The sequence below is a fragment of the Paenibacillus sp. sgz302164 genome (assembly GCF_056120505.1).
The window spans coordinates 1-19,638 of sequence record NZ_JBVYOL010000035.1 but is presented as its reverse complement, the minus strand read 5'-3'; the positions used below and the strand labels follow the sequence as shown (position 1 = coordinate 19,638).

The following is a 19,638-nucleotide window of genomic DNA, read 5'->3' as shown; positions in this document are numbered from 1 at the left end:
GCGCCGGCTTAGTTTGCCTTGGAAAGTCCGGTAGTCAACCGACCGCCGTCATGCAGCGCAACACCGCTCGCTGGGAGCTGCGCGCGGCACGCGGTTCTCGGCCAAAGCTTGCCGAAAGAGGCTACCCAGGCGTGCCGAGGGCTGGCCCATCCGCCGCAAGGCGTCGCTGCGCGAGCCAGGCTCTACCGCTCGCCCTTCCCCTAGCGCGGGTTACGTCACGCCGCTTGGCGGGCGTCCGTGAAACGGCTTAGGCTGGCAAGGCTCTCACGCTCAACCCTCCCTGGCGCGGGTTACGCCGCTGCTTGGCGGGCGCTGGCCCGGCCGATGGAAAAACCTGCATAAGTGCAGGAATTTCCCGCGAAAATGGATCATTTTGGCGAAAAGCCTGCAATCATGCAGGAATTTTTAACAAAAATGATTGTTGAGCCCGTATGCCGGTGAAAAGCCTGCACAATTGCAGGAATTTTTGGCGGCTGCCGTATCATGGGCGCAAATTCATGTATTTTTGCAGGTTTTCTTCGTACCGCCAGGTAGATTGTGGCCATCGGCTCTGGCGTGGGGGTTTTTGGGCCGGTGCCGAGCGATACGCTTAGGCGCCGGTCCTTTTACGGTTGCTCCTCCGACTGCATCCACTGCTCGTAGAGGCGGTCGAGTCTCTCCTGCGCAGCCTCCCGCTCCGCCCACAGCGCGGCGAGCTCCTCGGCATCCGCATCGCCGGAGCGCGCCTGCAAGCGGGCGTCCATGCCTGCGAGCCGCTCCTCTTCCCGCGCAATGGCCTGTTCCAGCCGCTCCCGGCTTGGCTCCGGCGCGACGGCGGAGGACGCGCGCTCACGCCTCGCGCCCCCAGCGGCCCGCACGACAGGGGCGGAAACCGCCGGGCGGCTCAATTTTTCATGCTGCACGGTGGTTTCACTTCCGCTTCCGCTCCCGCTTTCGCCTTCGCCGAGCTGCTTTATTTTGTCCTTGTACTCGTCAAAATTTCCCGGAAATACGGCGATTCGGCCCTTGTCGAGCTGCCATATTTTTTGCGACAGCCGGTTGATGAAGTAACGGTCGTGCGTGACGGCGAGCACTGTGCCGGGGAACTCCTCCAGCGCTTCCTCCAGCGCCTCTCTCGACGCGATGTCCATATGATTCGTCGGCTCATCGAGAATGAGCAGGTTCGGCTTCCGCTGCACGAGCAGCGCCAGCCTGAGCCGCGTCCATTCGCCGCCGGAAAGCGTGCTGACGGACTTGAACACGTCCGCTCCGTAAAATAAATACGAAGCGAGCTTGCCGCGTGCTTCTCCTTCCTCCAGCCCCGCCGCCTCGCGGAAATAGTCGAGCACCGTCCGGCGGTGGTCTCCCGGATATTCCTGCTGCGCCAAATAACCGATGTCGACCCGGGAGCCGAGGGCAAACGTGCCGCCGTCGGGCGGCTCCAGGCCGAGAATAAGCTTCAGCAGCGTGCTTTTGCCCGATCCGTTGCGCCCGACAACCATCACCTTCTCGCCATACTCCAGCATTCCCGACGCGCAATCGAGCACTGGAGCGGCTCCGTAACGTTTGCTGACGGATTCAAAAACGAGCACTTTCCGGCCGGATCTGTCCTCCGGTCTGAGATCGAACTCAGCCCCCTTCGGGTCCAGCACGGGACGCTTGATTCTTTCCATGCGATCCAGCGCCTTTTGCATCGAAGCGGCCCTCCGAAAAAACTTCTCGTTACCGCCAATGCGCCCCCACTCGATCAACTGCCTGATCGTTTCCTTCATCTTCCTGATTTTCTTCTGCTGCTCCTGATAATCGGCGAACTGCCGCAGCAGCTTTTCTTCCTTCTCTCGGACAAAACCCGAGTAATTCGTATGGTAAACGTGCGCTTCGCCATCCTCCAGCTCCACGATTTTCGTGACCGTGCGATCGAGAAAATAGCGGTCGTGCGAGACGATCAGGCAAGTCCCGTCATATTTGCTCAAATAATCTTCGAGCCATTCCGTTCCGGACAGATCGAGATGGTTCGTCGGCTCATCAAGCAGCAGCAGCTCCGGCCGGCCGATCAACTGCGACGCCAGTGCGACCCTCGTCTTCTCGCCGCCGGATAAGGAAGCGAAGCTTCTGCCGTAAAAATCCCGCGCGATGCCCATGCCCGCCGCAACCTGGTCGATTCGCGCGTCCAGTTCATACCCGCCCTCGCGCTCAAAACGCTCCTGCAGCTCCGCGTACTGTTTCAGAAGGAGCTCCATCCGCTGCGGCTGATCGGCGGCCTCCGGCTGCGACATCTGCTCTTCCAGCACGGTCATCCGGGCGCGGCACGCCAGCACTTCGCGGCAGCCTGCCGCCAGCGCGTCATAGACCGTGCTCTCTTCCCATTCGGCGGGAATTTGCGCCAGATACCCGATCTGCATCTCTTTGCGGACCGTAAGCTGCCCCTCGTCGGGCTTGGATAGTTTGGCGATCAAGCGAAGCAGCGTCGATTTGCCGCTTCCGTTGCGGCCGACAAGGCCAATCCGCTCGCCGCGCTGGATTTCGAACGTTACATTTTCAAGCACAAGCTGTGCACCGTGGTATTTTTTTACATTTTGACAATGAGCAAGCAGCATAAAAAGGATCCTCCTTATATTTGAAAGACCCTATCCCCGGCACTCCATGACAACAACAAAAAAGGCCGCAGGAAAATTCCCTACGACCTTCGGATGCATCCGTCTGAGGTTAAGGTAGGCGTCTTTTCGCGAGTTGTGAAACCGTATGGGCATTTGTGGACAGACTTCTCCCGTCGTTGACAAATGCATGAACGATGCCAGCCATCGCAACGGGCAACTGGCAAATACAGTTATTCACAGACTCTCGATTCATCCTACCTTCACCTCCTTCCTTTACATATTTTCCAATATACCACAGATCAAGCTTCTCCGCAATCGGGACAAACACCGTAGACTTCCAAGCGTTGGCCCTGCACTTTGAAGCCTGTTGGATCGGTCGCCGCATGCACCGCTTCTTCAAAGTCCGGAAATTCGAGATCGGTAATTTTGCCGCACACACTGCACAAGGCATGGTAGTGAACGGTCATGTCGGCATCGAATCGGCTTGCACCGTCGCCATAAGTCATCTCTCTCGCCAAACCGGTTTCAATAAAGACTTTCAGGTTATTATACACGGTCGTCACACTCATGTTCGGGAAGCGAGGTTCCAGTTCCCGATAAATTTCATCCGCAGTCGGATGCGTCATTGTCTCCAGCAAATAAGCTAATATGGCTTGCCGTTGCGGAGTGATGCGGACGCCGGTACTCTTCAATTTTGCGAGCGCCTTCTCCAAATACGATGCCACATGTCTCACCACCTAAAAAACACCGCATGTTCAAATGTTCCTGTGCAAACCGGAGGGAGCCGATATCCCGCGAACCGGCAGCCACTTTCCAAAATTAATTGCCGTGTGCCACATAGCGGGAGATGTCTACGTCCATGCTGTCCGCTAGCCGCTGGCCAAGCTCTGCGTCCGCCCTGTAGAAGTTGCAGATCGCCAGAAGCACCGTTTTTTCCGTTACCTGCTTCAAGTCTGCGGTCAGATTGCGGATGACGGCTTCCTGTTCCTCCTTGGAGTAACGGCGCCACACTTGCCCCGCTTGGCCGAAATCGTTCGCCTTTCCGATTTTTTCCCGCCCGGCTGTTCCCGTCAAGGAATAAGGAACATCCTTGTAAGCAGGGTCTTCTTTGGGCGTATCTTGATACCGGTTCGGCTCATAGTTGACGGCATGATGCTGCTGCTTGAACGGCATTGCGCCATCGCGCTGGTTATTGTTTACTTGAGCAAACGGGCAGTTGATCGGAAGCTGCAAGTAGTTGGTTCCGATGCGGTAGCGCTGCGTGTCGGAGTAAGAGAACAACCGGCCCTGCAGCAATTTATCTTCGGAAGGCTCAATACCCGGAACGAGCACGCCCGGATTAAAGCCTGCGGACTCCGTTTCGGCAAATACGTTGTCAGGATTGCGATTCAAAGTCATGGTGCCTACAAGCTGATACGGAATGTCTTCCTCAAACCAATCTTTCGTCGGGTCGAGCGGATGGAAATCGAACTTATCGAAATCTGCGGGATCGAGTAATTGCACGTACAAATCCCATTCCGGAAAATCGCCGCGCTCAATGGACTCGTACAGATCCCGGCTTGCGTGGTTGAAGTCTTTGGCCTGAATGGCCGACGCTTCCTCCATGGACAAGTTTTTAATCCCCTGTTTCGGAACCCAGCGCAGCTTCACGTAAACCGTATTCCCGTACGCATTAACCCATTTGAAAGCATGCACGCCGGATCCCCTCATTTGACGGTAACTCGCCGGAATCCCTTCGTCGGAAAAAACGTGGAGGAGCATATTCGTCGATTCCGGAGTCAAAGACATAAAATCCCAATACCGGTCCGGATGCTGGATATTCGTTCGCGGGTCCGGTTTTAAGGAATGCACCATATCCGGGAACTTCATCGCGTCGCGGATAAAAAAGACCGGCAGATTGTTGCCAACGAAATCGTAGTTGCCCTCCTCGGTATAAAACTTCACGGCAAAACCGCGAGGATCGCGCAATGTTTCAGGCGAATGCATACCGTGAACGACAGTTGAGAAGCGGACGAATACCGGCGTCTCCTGCCCTTCATTTTGCAGAAAGGCCGCTTTCGTGTAGCGCTTCATGCTGTTCGTCACTTTAAAAACGCCATGAGCGCCGGCGCCGCGAGCATGCACGACGCGCTCAGGAACCCGCTCCCGGTCAAAATGAGCCAGCTTTTCAAGAAGCTGATAGTCCTCCAGTAAAGTGGGCCCGTGCTGTCCGGCTGTCCGGGAATTTTGATTGTCGCCGATCGGCACTCCTTGATTCGTTGTCAGTTTTGTCATCCGAATACTCCTCCCCAGCAAACAAGAATGATATTTAAGATACTGATTCTATTTTAAAATTAGACTTACAATAAAGTCAATATTATTTTATAATAATTATAATTAATGAATCAGGTAGACTCGTTTACAAAATCAAAAACCCCCGTTGGCCATTTGTGGTTGGCGGGGGTTTTACGTATGTGGCACCAGTAAACATACAATATTTACGTTCTAATGGCCATTCCGGATTCGCAGCACTTGATTAATACTTGACATTTCCGGATTGGGACGTTTTTCCCGCAGCAAAACCTTTGAACAAGGTCGGTACATTTGAATATCTTGTATTCGTAATTTTGGCCTGACTAACGGAGCTGTCGGTCCGCAAAATAGAATCCTTCACATTGGAAATGTCGGAGCTGTCCAGTGTCATATTAACTTTGAACGAAGTGCCGCCATTCTGACGAACCAGCTTGCCGATATCGTTGGCCTTAAAGTTTTTAATATTGATTGTGCCCGCTGCGTTAATCTGGAACACTTTATCGTAAGCTTTGTAAGCTCCACCGCCTGTAATGTTAACAGTTCCCGAAGATTTCAGCGTCAAGGCGTCCTCCCCCACATCCTGCCAAACCACATTATTAATGTTGCAATCGCCATAACAATGCACCCCGTCGGCGGCGGGAGCCCCGAGCACAACGTTTTTGAGCGTTGCTCCGGCTTCCAGTTTAAATACCGGCTTCTGATTCTCGCCTTGACCGCCGTCACCCAATTTATCAGGATCCGCTACAAAGGTTTGACCTTTGCCATCGTATGTCGTGCCTGCCTTAACTAAAATTGTGGTACTCACAGGGACTGGCGCAGCTTGTACGGGAATCGCCGCGAATACGGAAACAACCAAGCCCAGGGACAAAACGGCGCTGAAACTTTTTTTCATTAATAATCATCCTCTCAATAACAATTTTAATTGAATGACAGATTGGACTCTCCACTCTCCCTTTGCTTTTTTACCACATAAGAATGTTTAAGTTCTTCACAGCGCTAAAGCGTGAAGAACAGCATTCTTATTGGCGAATAAACCTACCTCTAAACGCGGTCGCTCATCTTCGAAAGACCTCGATAGAGGTTTATCTCATCATGTTCATCGTATCCGATATCGATGTGCACCTCGAAAATGGATACGCTTTCAAAATAACAAGAATACATGGGTGCAGCAATAATCATTTTGTTATATTTGGATAAAATGTGAGAAAATGATTACTTGATTATTTCGCATCGCCACTCGCTATTTGATCGACAAAAGCGAAGTCTACCCCTGCTGGAAACGTATCGGGGATAGCTAAAGCAAGTCCGCGGGATGCTGAGGCGCTTGAGCCATTTATACCCTGGTCAGTTTCACTTCCTTCTACTTGCCGAATAAAGAAGACGTAACAACGGCATAGCCAAAGTCTGCTCCCGGCGCAGATCGTGGAACTGCGCAACTGCAACTGGGCGGGAAGCAGCTTGGTAGGGAGTAGCTTGGCAGGGAGTAGCTTGGCAGGGAGTAGCTTGGCGGGGAGTAGCTTGGCAGGGAGTAGCTTGGCGGGGAGTAGCTTGGCAGGGAGTAGCTTGGCGGGGAGTAGCTTGGCAGGGAAAACCTGCAAAAGTGCAGGTTTTTTCTATAAAAATGGCTCATTTTGGCGAAAAGCCTGCGATTGTGCAGGAATTTTCGTTGAAAATGAACCATAGCCCATGTTCGCGGCGAAAAGCCTGCACATTTGCAAGAATATTTCGCAGCCAGCGTATTCATCGAGCAAAAACTGTACTTTTGCAGGTTTTTTCGCGCAACGAGGCGGATTGTGCAACCAGCTCTGGCGAATGGATTTCCGGGCAGCCTGTGAATCTGCAGGTTTTCCCGCCTGCGCAGGGTTCGGACACCGTTTGGCCAAGAATTCCTGCACAATCGCAGGCTTTTCCACCAAACGAGCCGTTTCCGGTGCGAAAGCCTGCACTTTATACAATTAGACCTGAATTATTTCCATTCTGTGGGGTGACGTCCATGGCGACATGGGGTTTTCGCAGGCTTTGCCCAGGCGAGATGAAAAAAGAGCATCCCGCAGCCCCAAGCTGCACGAATGCTCTATCTACGATCTACTGCCCCTCACGCTCGATGCCCGCCGGGGCGGCTTCCCTCATCGCGTTGAGCGCAGCGTCGATGGCATCTTCGCCGTCGGCGCTGCTGCCCGCACGGCTGCCGGCACCGGCGCTACCGCCGCCCGCGCCGCTGGCAGCCGCATCGGCTTGCGTGTACGCCCACCAGCGGACGCGCACGTTCGACGCCTCCATGCCCTGCTGCACCTTGACGCCGATGCGGAAGGTGCCCTTCTGCGGGTAGGCGATCGTGCCGATCTGCACGTCGGGCGCATCCGGCTCGAACTCGCTGCCCTTGAACACGTCGGCGGCGCCGTAGTACACGCGCTCGCCGCTGGACAGCATGTCGGAGAACGCGTCGCTGCTGCTCTCCTCCAGGCTCGTCACGATCAGCACGTTGCCCTCTCCGAGGCCGTGCGCGATCTCGCCGGAGAAAAAGCTTTTGGCCGCTTTCCCGAACGGGGAAACCGACATTTTCGTGAACGGAGCGATCGGAATATCCACCGCTCCGGTCCGAATACCCGCGATTCCGCCTCCACCCGCAGGAATCGCCAGATCAATAGAAAGCTCGCTGCCGGCTTTATCGTAAAGGACCTTCAGCTCCGGCGGCTGGCCCGGGGCCACGGTTCTCACCCTGGACCGCGTGACCAGTTGGGCCGCGTCTTCCCGCTCCCCGGCCGATTGGCTCAGGCGGTACATCACGGAAGAATTGTACACATACTCGCCGAAAGGAACCTGCTCGACGCGCTCGATCACATAAGTCGGCCCCATTTGCAGCAGACCGATTTTGGCCAAATAAATGCACGGCTCCGACGGCGCTTCCAGCGAATCTTCCAGGGAACGCTTCACAAAATCGTCCATCAACCGCTGGCCCACCGGCTCCTGGATCACCTGAATCTCTCCCGCATCCTGCGAATGGAGATCAAGCTGCTTGTCGCCCAGCCTGAGCACAGCGCTCCCCGGCTTGATGCCGACGGTGCCTTTGACGGCCGCCGTGCCGCCGGCGCGCAGCAGCACTTTGATTTCGTATTCCGTCTCCTGCTGTTCCTGCGGCTCTTCGAACTGAACCGTGCCGCCATGAACCGCCTCCAGGCGCTCGGCAGCCACGTCGTATTGGAAAAAGATTTTGCCGGCCTGGAGCGTTTTTTCGAGGCGCAGCGTCATTTCGAACAGCTGCCCCGGGTTCACGTAACGCGGGGTCGTCTGAAGCACGCGAACCTGGCTGTCCTGATACAGCACGATTGTCTGGTCCGTCAAGTCGGCCAGCGGCAGCGCCGCCACGTCGGGAGCATCCTCGCGGATAAACAGCCGGTAGCTTTCGAGCACGCGGTTGTATTCGCTGATTTCGTCCGAACGGACCGAGGAATTGGCGACGGAATGGACCGGTTCTTTGCCTTTTTCGTCATAGGCGATGCAGAGGTACACGTTTTTGGCGTATTCGTTGTTGGTAAATCCGTCCATCATCGACAGTTTCAGCGTGACCGGAGAAGGGACGACAATCTCCCGGCCCAGGGCATCGATTGCCGCGCCCATTTCGACGGACACCGATTTGTCGTCCACGGCGATGACCTGCAGGCCGGTGATGACGCCGGAGCCGTGCAGCAGGCGGTTCATCATGCGCCGTTTGTCGTTGAAATACTTTTGCTCCGATTCAAAATCCCGCACCGTCAACAGCTTGCCATAGAAATAGCGATTTCGTTCAAACGGGTAATAGCGCGTCTTTTTCATAGAAATCCACTCACCTTTCAAGGCATGTTTCGTTTATTCCAACTCGGAATCCAGTTCCAATCGTGTATGCAGATCCATCCGTTTATCCCGCTCGACGTCGATCAGCACCGTGTTGTACGGCATCGAGGAACGCTCGTCGAGAGTCAGCAGCGTAGGCTCCGATAAATAAGTGTTGATTCCCAAATATGTATGCATATCCGCGTACATCCACGGCTGCAGCACAATCAGCTTCCCCTCGGCATAGGCGGGCGTGCAGTCTTCGATAATGCGCTCAATGATCATCCGCTGTTTGTCGGTGCGTACGCATTCCGGCGGAAGCATCACGCAGAAACAATAGGGATTGTCGCCGTACAGCCGGACGAACAGCCGGCGAAGCTCGGACGTTTCCTGCATCTGCCTGAACTGAAAATATTCCAAAAGGAACGGTTCCCTCTCCGTATAGATACGCATCATCCGTATGAGCCCCTCGCGCGTACCTCGCAGCTTATACAGCTCCGGCGCCTGCTTGATCAACTGCCTGAGCTTCGTTTCGCCCCACGCATCGTGATCCGATACGGCCAGCCAGCGGCCCAGCCATTCCAGATAAGCGCCGGACACGGCATCCGGGTCAAAATGAGCGCTGATCCGATCGATCTGATCCTCCATATCGTCAAAAAAAGTGCCGAACAGCGCCAGAAACCGCTCCAAAAAAGGGCTGTGCTCCTGATCCTGCTGATAAATCGGCGGCAAATAATCGATCAGCGACGTTCTCGGAAAATAGACCCGCAGCTTGCGGATGAAAGGCGACCTGTGCTCGCTGCCGAACAGTTCGATTTTGAGCCAAATGTAGCGGCCCTTCGCCTTCATGAGCAGCGCGTCACGGGGATTCACAATCGGCTCCGACCATAAAGGCCGAGTCCCGCGAAGCTTGTCGCGAATCGGGATGTCCGGGTTCGTCAAGTAGTCCGTATACTCGACGTACTCTCCGTCCACGAAGCCGTCTTGCTCATCGGATGCAAAATACGATATCCGTATTTGCGTTTCCTCGGGGATGTCGGCGTCCAGGCGGATTTTGTGCCACTGTGTCTCGGTTTCCGTCGTGTCCAGCTCGGCCGAGAAGTACACCGCTTCGGGCAGCCCGGTCGCATCCAGCGGCATCGTGCGCGCCTGAAGTTCGAGCAGCGTAATCTGCCCGCAATCCCGGTCAAACACATACATCCGGTTGCGCCGGTCATGCAGCAGCTTCCTGGCGCAGCCGCGAAAGCCGGAAACTTTTTCCTGGAATTCCCCGTTGCCCCGGTACTTGAGTATGAACCTTTCGCTGTCGCCCTCATGCCGGGCTGCTCCGCTGTTCCCTATAAAGAGATTATGATTCGTATCAATGGAAATGCCGGCAAAGCTTCCTTCATGCTCAATCGTAAAATGCGCGGTTGCCCTGCCTGCTCCGTGGAACACCGTGACCGTTTTGTGCAGGGCGTCCAGCACAGCCAGCGTTCCGTCCGAGGCAGCGGCATGGAAGCGCCCGCGCAGCTCATGGACCGGAGCGGCTTCTTCGAGCCTGAGCGACTCATGCTCATACGCCTCGACGACTTCACCCGCGGCGCTCCACAGCAAAATGCCGATCCTTCCGCCCGCAGGGACTTGTGGATTTCCATTCATACCAACCTCAATATCCAAAGGCACAACCGTGAGCAAGCTGCGCGCCGCACCTACGGCCGCAGACACGCAAAGCGGAAAAAGCTCCAAACCGTTCCATTCGCTCGCAGCCCACAGCGTCTGTCCGTTCGAGATCGAATACACGCCGAGCCTGCGCTCGCTGCCGGCATCCGCCACGGCGAGCGAATCCGCCATGGACGCCAGCATGGCCTGTCCGCCGAACAGCAGGTGCCCGTGCCGGAACAGCGCCTCGCGGTGGCGGTTCTCGTAATCGTAAACCCAGACGCCGGCCGCCTCATCCAAAAGGAACAGCTTTCCGCTCGGGCTCGCGGCCATGTCGCCGATCGCCCCGATACCGTCCAGCTCCCCGGTGCGAACGAGGCGGTAGACGCTGTATTTTTCCGTCTGCCGGATTGCGAAGCCGTGTTCCTGCATATCGATGTTGGCCGCATGCCCCCGCTCCCAATCCAGCGGCTTGTTCAGCGAAAAAAACTGCTGCGAATTGTGCATCGTTCGTCACCCCTTTCATTAAAATTACAAGTCGGTCCGGCTGATCAGCTCCACCTCGTGATCGCCTGAATAAACTAACGCATACGGCGGGATATGGATATCGCCGCCCGCATCCTTATCGAAGCCCGAGCCTTCCGCATCGAGCCAAATATCCTGCACGTACACGACGCCTTTCATGCGGCTGATCACTCCGTATATATCGCCCTTGTACACCGTGCGGCCGAACCGCCAGCCTTCCGAGCCGTCCCCGCGATTCATCGGCTGGAGCAGCTGCCTCAGCTCCTGCAAGATGCGGCGGGGATCGTCTTTGTACGGCGGCTCCACGACGACGACGGCATGGACCGTCACTTTGATATACTCCGCCGGAATGACATGCAGCTCCGTCGTCAGCAACCGGTGCACGTCCAGATGCCGCCGCACCGTCTCCAGAAAGCCGCTGCCCGCCACCGGCTTGTCGCTTTCGCCGTAAGGCACGACGGCGACGGTCATCTGCGCGGGCGACTTGACCTTCGGGTAGTCCCGCAGGCCCGGCTCATACAGCGGAATCGCCTTCACGCGGGCCACGCGCAGCCCGGGCGTCGCCTTCGCGATCCGCTCGTAGTCCTCGCCGGTCACGGCGCGGGTCGGCCTGCCGAGCTCCTGCTGGACGCGCAGCTTCGCCTGCTCCAGCGTCTCGGCCTCGGCGCCGCCCCGCGCCGGGAACGGATTGGTCACGGTCACGCCCGGCCAATCCGCACTTGCTTCCGTGAAGCCGGCCACCATGCCGTCCTTCACGTTGCCTCTCACGCCCCCGCCCGCTTGCAGCGCCAGGAACCGAATGTTCGGTTCCGCCGACACCGGCGGGATCCAGCCCGCTTCGTTGTTGCCGAAGCGGATCGTGCCTGCGGCAGCGTCGTAGACGTAATGCCTGTCCGTGGATTTCGAATTGTCGAAATCGTCCACGGACTGCCAGTCGTCCCAGACGACGCTGTCTGTTCCCCGGGGCCGGTGGCCGACCTGCAGCAGCATGCTGCAGGTCTTGTACGTCCGGCCCCTGGCCACTTCAAACGTCTGGCCGGGCAGACCGTTGCTGCTCCCCACCCAGCGGCCGTAGTCGAACCCGGCCGTGTAAGAAATAAGCCGCACCCGCTGCGCCCCTTGCGGCGGGATGCTGCCGTGCTCCCCGTCTCCGAAGCGGAGGCGGGTCGTGCCGCGGACCGAGTCCTGCTGCATCTCGCAGCAAAGATCCTGTGGCCCGCACGCGGCCAAATCGCTGACGGTGCGCCAGTCGCGCCAGCGGCCTTCCTCGTCCTGCACCTGTACGGTGTGCAGGCCGGTGGAAGACAGGAACGAGCTTACCGTGAAGCTCTGTCGGGGCTCTCCGCTGCTGTCGAAGGCGGCGGCTTCGCTGAAAGTTTCCTGCTCCGCCGCCCGGACCGAGTTGAGGCTGATCTTCTCGATCTTCGGCGGAAGCTCGTAGCCTTCCGCCTCCAGCGTGCAGCAAATCCAATAGCGGCGCTTGTCGTCCGCCGGATAGAGCGCAATCGGCTGCATCGCGGAAGGGAGCGTGAACACGAGCTCTCCGCTTTGCGACAGGTGTACGGACGTGTCGCGCACCGGCTCGACAGGCAGCCAGCTCTCGCTCTGCCCCTGCTGTCCGGCTCCAGCGAACGTCCAGGATACCTGCGCGGACGAAATCGGCGCAGCGGTGCCGTCCTCCCCGCGGGAAACAGGCACAGGGTAATCCTCGAACAGCTTGAGCGCGAGGGCGATCTCCGTCCGCTCCGGCAAAGCGCAGTCAAAGCCGATATACAAATGCGCGCCTTTGCGCGCGCCCGGTCCAAAAGCGTAGTAAGCAATCCCCGCATGATTGTTCGACGTGTAGTCTCCCGCCGCCGTTTCGGTGCGGACGATCACTTTTTCCAGCTTTGCGGGAATGAGCCGCAGCGTCTCCAGCGTTTCAAACCGCTGGTCCATCGCGGCAAGCGGCGTCCCCTTCGGGAGCACAAGCTGCCGCTCCATGCCGGAGAAGGTCACATCGCATTCCGCCGACACGGCTTCGCGGGGACGCACGCCCAGCAGCTTCAAAAACTTCCGCTCGCTACGCTCGGTAACGCGGTTCAAATAATACTGCTGCATTTCGGTCATCCACGACATCAATTCCAGCAGCGTAATGCCGGGATCGTGCGCGTTCTCGTCGGTCCACTGCGGGAACAGCTTCGGTATCGCTTTCCGCGCCTCCTGCACCATCTGATCGAACATGCGGTCATCCAAATTGGGCAATGGGAGCACTTGTGCTCACCTCCTTCTATGAAAAGCTCAAGATTGTCGGATCAAAGCACCCGAACGGTTACTTTATGCTTGCCGCTGACGACGATGCCGTGCGGCATAGCCGGCAGCCGGTTCACGTCCAGCTCCTGGCGTTCGCCGTCTTCCAGCTTGAAAACGGTCATGTACAGCTTCTCCACATGGTTGACCGCCCGGATCGACTTGAGCAGCGCGTAGAACACCGAAGGATGGATCTGCTGCCCGATCTTCCAGCCCTTTCCGTCAAAATTGCCTGTCAGCGGGTCCAGGAAACGGTTCAGCTTGTCCAGCGCCTGCAGCTCTGTCGAGACGACGGCGTCCATCCCCTCTACGGCAACGGCGGCCGAGACGGAAATTTCCATGTAAACCGGCTCGATCACCTGAATGTTGCCGGGGAAAGCGACGAGACCGGATGCGCGCTGCATCATGTACTTCTCGACCTGCTTCTTCAGCTCGGGAAAAGCGGCGCTTCCCTGACGCCCTTCCTTCGGCAAAATGACCAGCGTCATCGCTCCGGGTTCTGTTTGCATATATGCGTTATGATTCGGCACGCATTTCACTTTGGCTATGTTCGGGTACGCCTCTCTGGCCAGCCATTCGTAGTCCTTGGCCGTCACCGCCCGGCCTCTGTGCCTGATCATCTCCGGACCGCGCCGCAAAGCCGAATCGAGCTGTTCCGCCTCGCAGCCGCCGGCCGCAGGCTCAGGGTTGTACACTTCGCCGACAAAGGCGATGGAGTCCTGCAGCCGGTTGATTTGACGGGCGTCCACGTTGCCCGCTTGACCCGAGGTCACCTGATATGTGACCTTGATTTGATCCAGCCCGCCTTTCGGGGGCTTCTTGCCGTGAATGCCGTCCCCGAAGCGCAGACGGCCGAAAGTCCGGTCCAGCGTATAGTGCCTGTCACGGCCTCCCGAATCGGCCAACCGGCTGACGGATGCCCATTTGATCCAGAGCCGCTGGACGTGGCCTTCACTGTCCCTTTTGACATCCAGGACAGGCTCGCCCTGACGCTCGTATTCGGCAATTTCCTCTTCCGTCACATAATCCGTCTCATCCACCCAAACGTCCTCGGATACGATTCCGCTGCGGTTCAGTTGGTATTCGGTTTCGTCTATGCCACGCGCGTCGGGAACCTCGCCGGTGATCGTCTCCTGCTGAAGCGCCTGCACGGTGTTCAGGTAGATGCCGTGCACGACGGGAACCGGCGTCCGTTCATCCGGATCGTCGTACTTGCCGTCGCGGTTGACGACGCGAATCCAGTACCCCTGCGAACCGAACTGCACGGCTTCGGCAAAATCGGACGGCCCGGCAAACTGCAGCGCCCCGCTTTGCGTGAGCCCGTTCGTGCCGTCGATCACCTTGAGCGGCGCCCATTCCGCCGGACTTCCGGGAAGCAGGGCCCCCCGCAAGTACTCCCACTCCAGCATAGGAATATCCTGCCCGGTCAGACGCTGCCGCTTCACGGAAACATAGAGCGAAATCGGCCCCTTCACAGGCGGCGCGTCAAACCCCAAATATAAGGACGGATACTCGCCCTCAAGCGGTTGAAACGGTTCGAACCCGCCCTCCTGACAGCGGCTGTGCCTCGTTCGGTCCGCATAAACCGTATTGTTCAACGTCAGGCAGCAATGGGGCGGATAAACGCGGTCCTCGTAACCGTAAGTCAGCCCTACATGTTCAACCCACGGCGAAAGATAAACCGCCTGCGGGGCATAAGCATTTTCCATTTGCAAAATACGGGCGCGAATCCACCAACTCTCATTGCCGTTCACATAAGTCGGCTCCAAATCCTGCGGACAGCGAAACCGAACCTGCTTGCGCACGGGCTGCTCCTGCGGGTAATAGAAAAACTTTTCCGCTTCTTTGCCGACTTCAAGGCGCACCCAAGTCGCCCCGTTCCAGTACTCCCAGACGACCTGCATCACGGTCGCATGAACGACGGCGGGCTTGTCGAACTTGGACTTTTTCATAACCAGTTTCCAGTCCACCTGCTCGGCGGCCTCCGGCTGAAACCGGTTCTGAACCGCCTGCAAATCGAAGCTCAGCGTGATATCGCTGTCCTTCTTCGTAAATACTTCCCGGCTCGCTATGTAAAAAGATCCATACAGCGCAAATTGATCGCCGAACGGATAAAAACCGCTCTCATCCGCCTGGATGTCATTATAAAACATCTGCTCCGGCTTAATGCCGCCCATCTGCAATACGTCCGCATAATCCGTCTTGGCGGATATTTGGTCCATGGACAGCCTGCGGTCCGCAAGGGTCGCGCCGTCCTGCCGTATAGGCTTCAAGCGGCATTGAATCCAGTGCCCGGCGATACCGTCCACTTCCCGCTCCGCAAGCTCACCGAGCTGGGCTTTGGTCAAAATAATCCGCGTTCCCTTCGCCTCCACCCGGTCAAAGGCGCGCCAGCCGTCTTCGGCGGCATAGAGCCACTCCGTCAGCTCGGGATCGGCCAATTGGCTGCAAACGTTAGCTTCATCGTAGCGCTGCTTCGAGTTGCGAATTTCCAGTTCGATGCGAGCCGTGCTCGGCACGGTAAAAAGGGAGCTGTGCTCCAGAAACAAGGCGTGCGCCTGCAAATTATCGCCGTCCTTGATGCGAAAAAGCGCCGTCGGCGCAGCTTGCCCCTGCCTGGACGCCGTGATGAACGCATCCGCAATGCGGATGATCGCATCCCGGCTGCGGCTCGATGCGTACGCCGCATGCAGCGCCGCCGGCGTCAACAGCGCGCTGCGGGCGGTTTCGTAAAACAAAGGGCCCGCTTCCCCTGCGGCGGCGATCTGCGTCCCGGCGGGAATCAGCACCGGCTCCTTCGTGCCCTCGTTCAGCGCAAACGTGACATAGGCGCTGGCCGGGCGCGCCGGCAGCAAGGATACGTCGAACATGTTCAGGAACGAAACCAGATTTTTGGTCGGCACCCGGTTCAACCGTTTGATGTTCTCGTGAAACATGTCCGCAAACATGAGAAACAGCGCTGAACCCGGGTCCGGATCGTCCGGCGTAAACCGCCACTCCGGCGAGTAGTAAGGCGCCATTTCCTTCATTTGGGCAATTAGACCGGGAATATCCCGGGGATCAATTTGGGGAGGCTGCACAGCTCCACCTCCTCTCTGCACATCTTGTCATCATTCAGCCGCCTCGTCGTCATCGCCTATTTGGAACCTTCGTGCAAATAAAACGGATATACCTGATTGAACAAATTGTTCGTCGTCCGCACCAAATACGTAATGCGAATCATCACCTTGCCGGGATCTTCACGATCGGGCACCGCCTCCGCATCGACTTCATCAACCCTCGGCTCCCAATTGCGGATCGCTTCCTTGATATTGCTCTCCAGCAGACGCAGCGTCGTGTCGTCTGTCAGACCGAACACAAAATCCTGCACGCCGCAGCCAAAATCCGGGCGCATCACCCGCTCCCCCTGTGTCGTTCCGAGGATGATGCGGATCGCCTCGGCGATGTCCTCTTCATATTCGGACGTTTGAATGCGCCCCGTCGCCTGGTCTACCTGAATCGGGAACTTCCAGCCCCGCCCCAAAAATGCCTCCGACACCAATCCACGCTCCTTCCCGGCTTTTTGCGCCTACTTCCGGCGCTTGGCTTAAGCCCGCTTGTTTCTGCCGCTTGCTTATGACCGCTATCCCTTTAGCTCAGCCGCCTTCCTGCCTGTCGTTCACTGAGCCAACGGAAGAGTGGTCATAAGACCTTCCCGGCGTCAATTGATTTTGACCATGCTGCCCTTGATGTTGATCATGCCGTCCGACTTGATGTCCAGCGTTGCGGCCGCTTTCAGCGCCATCGTTGCCGACGCTTCGATATTGATCTGCGTGGACTTGATTTTGATCTCTTTGGCGCTTTCGATGGAGACATCGCCTTTGGCGTTCAGCGTAATTTTTGTCGCACTGCTTTTGACGGTGATCTCATTTGCCGATCCGCCCTTGATCAATATCTCGTTATTGCCGCTTTGATCGGCGATTTTGATGCTGTCGTCCTTGTCCGTCAATGCGATGGTCTGGCCTTTTTTCGTCTTGATCGTAATGTTTTCTTCGCCGCTTTTATCGTCGAAAATGAGCTCGTGGCCCGACCGCGACTTGATTTTGCGCACATCGTTTTTTTCCGCCGGAGCCGGCGGCTTGTTTTTGGGATTCCAAAGCATGCCGATTACAAAAGGCTGGCGCATCTCGCCCAGATGGAAAGCTACCAGCACCTCGTCGCCGACCTCCGGCAAAAACAGGCTGCCCATATCCTTGCCACTCATAAGCGTCGCAATGCGAACCCAATCCGTCTCCGTTTCGGTCTCCTGCAGCGGAAGCTTCAGCTTCACGCGGCCCAGGTTGTCGGGATCGGCATTGTCCGTCACTACGGCGACCATAACGCCGCCTACCTTTTGACCGGAAAAATCGACTGACCCTCCGACAGCAAATTCGGGAAGCTCGAACATCAGACCGCGTTCCCTCCTATCTGAAACCTCGTTACGTACCCATCGTCGTTAAAAAGGTGCGTGGACCCTGTAATATAATACGGCTGATCGAGCTTCTTGCCCAGTCCGCTGAGCTTGATATAGCGCCCGGACCGAATCTCCGGAATTCCGACGCATTCGCCTGTTCCGGTTATCAGCTTCATCGCTTTGCGGTTCAGCAGGGCGTCCGCATAGCTTTTGGCCTCATCCTGCGAAATCGCATTCGTGTACATATATTCCACGAACTCGCCGCCGGTCGAAAGCAGGTCTTTGCCTGTCTTCGAATTGGAACCGAGCTTCGCAATCGGACCAGCTTTGCTTTCGATCACTTTCAGCTCTTTATTGTCCCAGGCCCGCACCGTCACACCGGTCAACTGCTCGGCCAAATTCATGTCAATCGAGAGGCTGCGCAGCGTTTTGCCCATTTCCAGCGTCAGCACAGGCGTCGTGTCCGTAAGCGGCTTGCGGAAGTACAGGTTTTTGCCGACGACGAAAAAGTCAAAGTTCATCAATCGCGCCAAATGCTCGATAAAATGATAATCGTCCACCTGGCTCTGCGAAATTGTCGGAAATTGCATCGTCGTGGCGTCGATGTTCGCCTTCGCTCCGTATTCCTTGGCGATTTCCGAGACGACATCGCTGTACTTTTTGTTGTTCCACGACCTGGACTTCGTCCCTTTCATCATCAGAAACGAAAAATCCATCCCCCGCACGATCAGGCCGGGGTTCTCCCCTTCCGCGAAATCAGCGACAACCGAAGTAATGTAACCGGAAAAAACGGGGCACATCTTATCTACATAACCGAGGCTGATGTCTATCGCTTTGTTCAACGTGAATACGTCCAGCCATTGCATCTCGCTTTTCGTCACATTATAGGCGTTCGTAATGCGAAAAGAGAAAGAATCCGCCGTTCCTTCGATCGAAGTGTCGACCCGGATCATCGAGACCGCAATATCGTCCGATATTTTACTGCCGTCGACTTTGATTTCGTAAGCCGGAGCAAAAAAGTCGCGGTATTTCTTTTCAAGCTGATCAATCGTATACGCGGTAGTTTCAAGACTCAACTGGGCCATAGTCTAATCCAACCTCGGCACCGAAATGCGGCGTCCCGTCTGAACTCTAAGCGGATTGTCGATATTGTTCGCCTTGGCGATCTCCCGCCACAAGCCGGGGTCCTCGTACTCGTGAGCTGCGATCATCCAGAGCTGTTCGCCCTGCTTGAGCATTTTTTGCTTCGTGCGGTCCGAAGAATGGCGGGGAATCTTCTGAAGCTGCTCCTTCTTGCTGTGCCACGAACGGAAAGTCACTTTGAGCTTGGCCCGAACCGGGATGCCGCTGTCCAGAAACATCGTGAAGCTTTGCGTCACCTTTTCCACGACGCCTTTAAAATCAAGGGAACCCCAGACGAACCGGCAAATCGGCGGTGCATGAAGCTCTTTTTCCACGTCCAGCAGGCCGGAAATTTTTTTCGTATAATTGCGGACATCGGTTCCTTTTTCGTAGGTGTCAAAAAAGAAGTCCATCGTCAGCGAAGTCGTGCCCCCGGTAATAAACTGACCTACCGGCATGGACAAGCCTGGCACCTTATTCCATGAATAGCTGTTGCTCGTATCGAGGGAATACTCGCTGGGGTTGAACAGTACTTGCACGTTCTCTTTTTTGCCGTTTCCCTTGTCCACGATGATCATGGCTTTCTTCAGTGCCACCGGCGTCCATCCCTTTCCGTTTTATCCGTTAAAGTCCGCGGCGCTGCCGCTCGAACTTGATTCTTTTTTCGATTTCGCGGTACACTTTGTCGGCGATTTTTTTGATGTCCAACTGCGGCTGCTGCATGATCCATTGCTGCAGCTGCTCCATGTCGACCTGCGGCGCCGCCTGCTCGGCAGGAGCGGCGGCCGCTGGCGCTTCCTCTGCGCCGCTTGCCGGGCGCAGCCAGTCCATATCCAGCGGCGCTCCTGCGAGCGCGCTGGGTCCCGGCAGTGCTGGAGCCTGCTTGTGCTCCAGCATCGTCCCCGGCAGCGCGAGCTGCGCAGCGCTGCCTATCTGCGGCGCGCCCGATTG

The 19,638-nt window shown here is 56.8% G+C and carries 15 protein-coding genes; 1 reads left to right on the top strand and 14 read right to left on the bottom strand.

The features are described 5' to 3' along the window. Positions 1 to 605: 605 nt before the first annotated feature. From abc-f to AC0LWT_RS34535, 4 genes are all read right to left on the bottom strand, one after another. Positions 606 to 2,576 (bottom strand): ribosomal protection-like ABC-F family protein, encoded by a 1,971-nt coding sequence (gene abc-f, locus AC0LWT_RS34550; protein WP_474686166.1) that lies wholly within the window; start codon positions 2,574 to 2,576, stop codon positions 606 to 608. 299 nt (positions 2,577 to 2,875) lie between these two features. After that, on the bottom strand, positions 2,876 to 3,301 hold the full coding sequence (locus tag AC0LWT_RS34545; RefSeq protein WP_474686164.1) for a Fur family transcriptional regulator: 426 nt from the start codon (positions 3,299 to 3,301) through the stop codon (positions 2,876 to 2,878). A gap of 94 nt (positions 3,302 to 3,395) precedes the next feature. After that, complete coding sequence (locus AC0LWT_RS34540; RefSeq protein ID WP_474686162.1) at positions 3,396 to 4,850, bottom strand: catalase; 1,455 nt, start codon at positions 4,848 to 4,850, stop codon at positions 3,396 to 3,398. 241 nt (positions 4,851 to 5,091) lie between these two features. After that, positions 5,092 to 5,760 carry a pectate lyase gene (locus AC0LWT_RS34535; protein WP_474686160.1) on the bottom strand — a complete coding sequence of 223 codons (669 nt, stop codon included), beginning with the start codon at positions 5,758 to 5,760 and terminating at the stop codon, positions 5,092 to 5,094. Between the two features lie 530 nt (positions 5,761 to 6,290). On the opposite strand from AC0LWT_RS34535, the gene AC0LWT_RS34530 reads away from it, so the two are divergent. After that, positions 6,291 to 6,551 carry a pentapeptide repeat-containing protein gene (locus AC0LWT_RS34530; protein WP_474686158.1) on the top strand — a complete coding sequence of 87 codons (261 nt, stop codon included), beginning with the start codon at positions 6,291 to 6,293 and terminating at the stop codon, positions 6,549 to 6,551. Here AC0LWT_RS34530 and AC0LWT_RS34525 read toward each other — a convergent pair. The 10 genes from AC0LWT_RS34525 to AC0LWT_RS34480 all read right to left on the bottom strand — a co-directional run. Further along, entirely contained in the window at positions 6,482 to 6,823 is a 342-nt protein-coding gene (locus tag AC0LWT_RS34525) for a hypothetical protein (protein WP_474686241.1), read from the bottom strand. The two genes, AC0LWT_RS34530 and AC0LWT_RS34525, sit on opposite strands and share 70 nt — an antisense overlap. Before the next feature lie 130 nt (positions 6,824 to 6,953). Beyond that, positions 6,954 to 8,681, bottom strand: a complete 1,728-nt coding sequence (locus tag AC0LWT_RS34520; RefSeq protein WP_474686156.1) for a hypothetical protein — start codon at positions 8,679 to 8,681, stop codon at positions 6,954 to 6,956. A 33-nt stretch (positions 8,682 to 8,714) separates the two neighbouring features. Continuing rightward, complete coding sequence (locus AC0LWT_RS34515) at positions 8,715 to 10,826, bottom strand: phage tail protein (RefSeq protein ID WP_474686154.1); 2,112 nt, start codon at positions 10,824 to 10,826, stop codon at positions 8,715 to 8,717. A 24-nt stretch (positions 10,827 to 10,850) separates the two neighbouring features. After that, a complete protein-coding gene (locus AC0LWT_RS34510) occupies positions 10,851 to 13,097 on the bottom strand; it encodes a putative baseplate assembly protein (RefSeq protein ID WP_474686153.1) in 2,247 nt (748 codons plus the stop codon). A 41-nt stretch (positions 13,098 to 13,138) separates the two neighbouring features. Next, positions 13,139 to 16,213, bottom strand: coding sequence for a putative baseplate assembly protein (locus tag AC0LWT_RS34505; protein ID WP_474686151.1), 3,075 nt, complete (start codon positions 16,211 to 16,213; stop codon positions 13,139 to 13,141). Positions 16,214 to 16,269: 56 nt separating this feature from the next. Then, positions 16,270 to 16,671, bottom strand: coding sequence for a GPW/gp25 family protein (locus AC0LWT_RS34500; RefSeq protein WP_474686149.1), 402 nt, complete (start codon positions 16,669 to 16,671; stop codon positions 16,270 to 16,272). 162 nt (positions 16,672 to 16,833) lie between these two features. Further along, positions 16,834 to 17,559: a phage baseplate assembly protein V gene (locus AC0LWT_RS34495; RefSeq protein WP_474686147.1), complete on the bottom strand. Its 726-nt coding sequence runs from the start codon at positions 17,557 to 17,559 to the stop codon at positions 16,834 to 16,836. After that, on the bottom strand, positions 17,559 to 18,650 hold the full coding sequence (locus tag AC0LWT_RS34490; RefSeq protein WP_474686145.1) for a phage late control D family protein: 1,092 nt from the start codon (positions 18,648 to 18,650) through the stop codon (positions 17,559 to 17,561). The genes AC0LWT_RS34495 and AC0LWT_RS34490 overlap by 1 nt, the downstream gene beginning before the upstream one ends. A gap of 3 nt (positions 18,651 to 18,653) precedes the next feature. Beyond that, positions 18,654 to 19,283: a CIS tube protein gene (locus AC0LWT_RS34485; protein ID WP_474686143.1), complete on the bottom strand. Its 630-nt coding sequence runs from the start codon at positions 19,281 to 19,283 to the stop codon at positions 18,654 to 18,656. Positions 19,284 to 19,311: 28 nt separating this feature from the next. Next, on the bottom strand, positions 19,312 to 19,638 hold a 327-nt coding region (locus AC0LWT_RS34480; RefSeq protein WP_474686141.1), incomplete at its 5' end, for a hypothetical protein.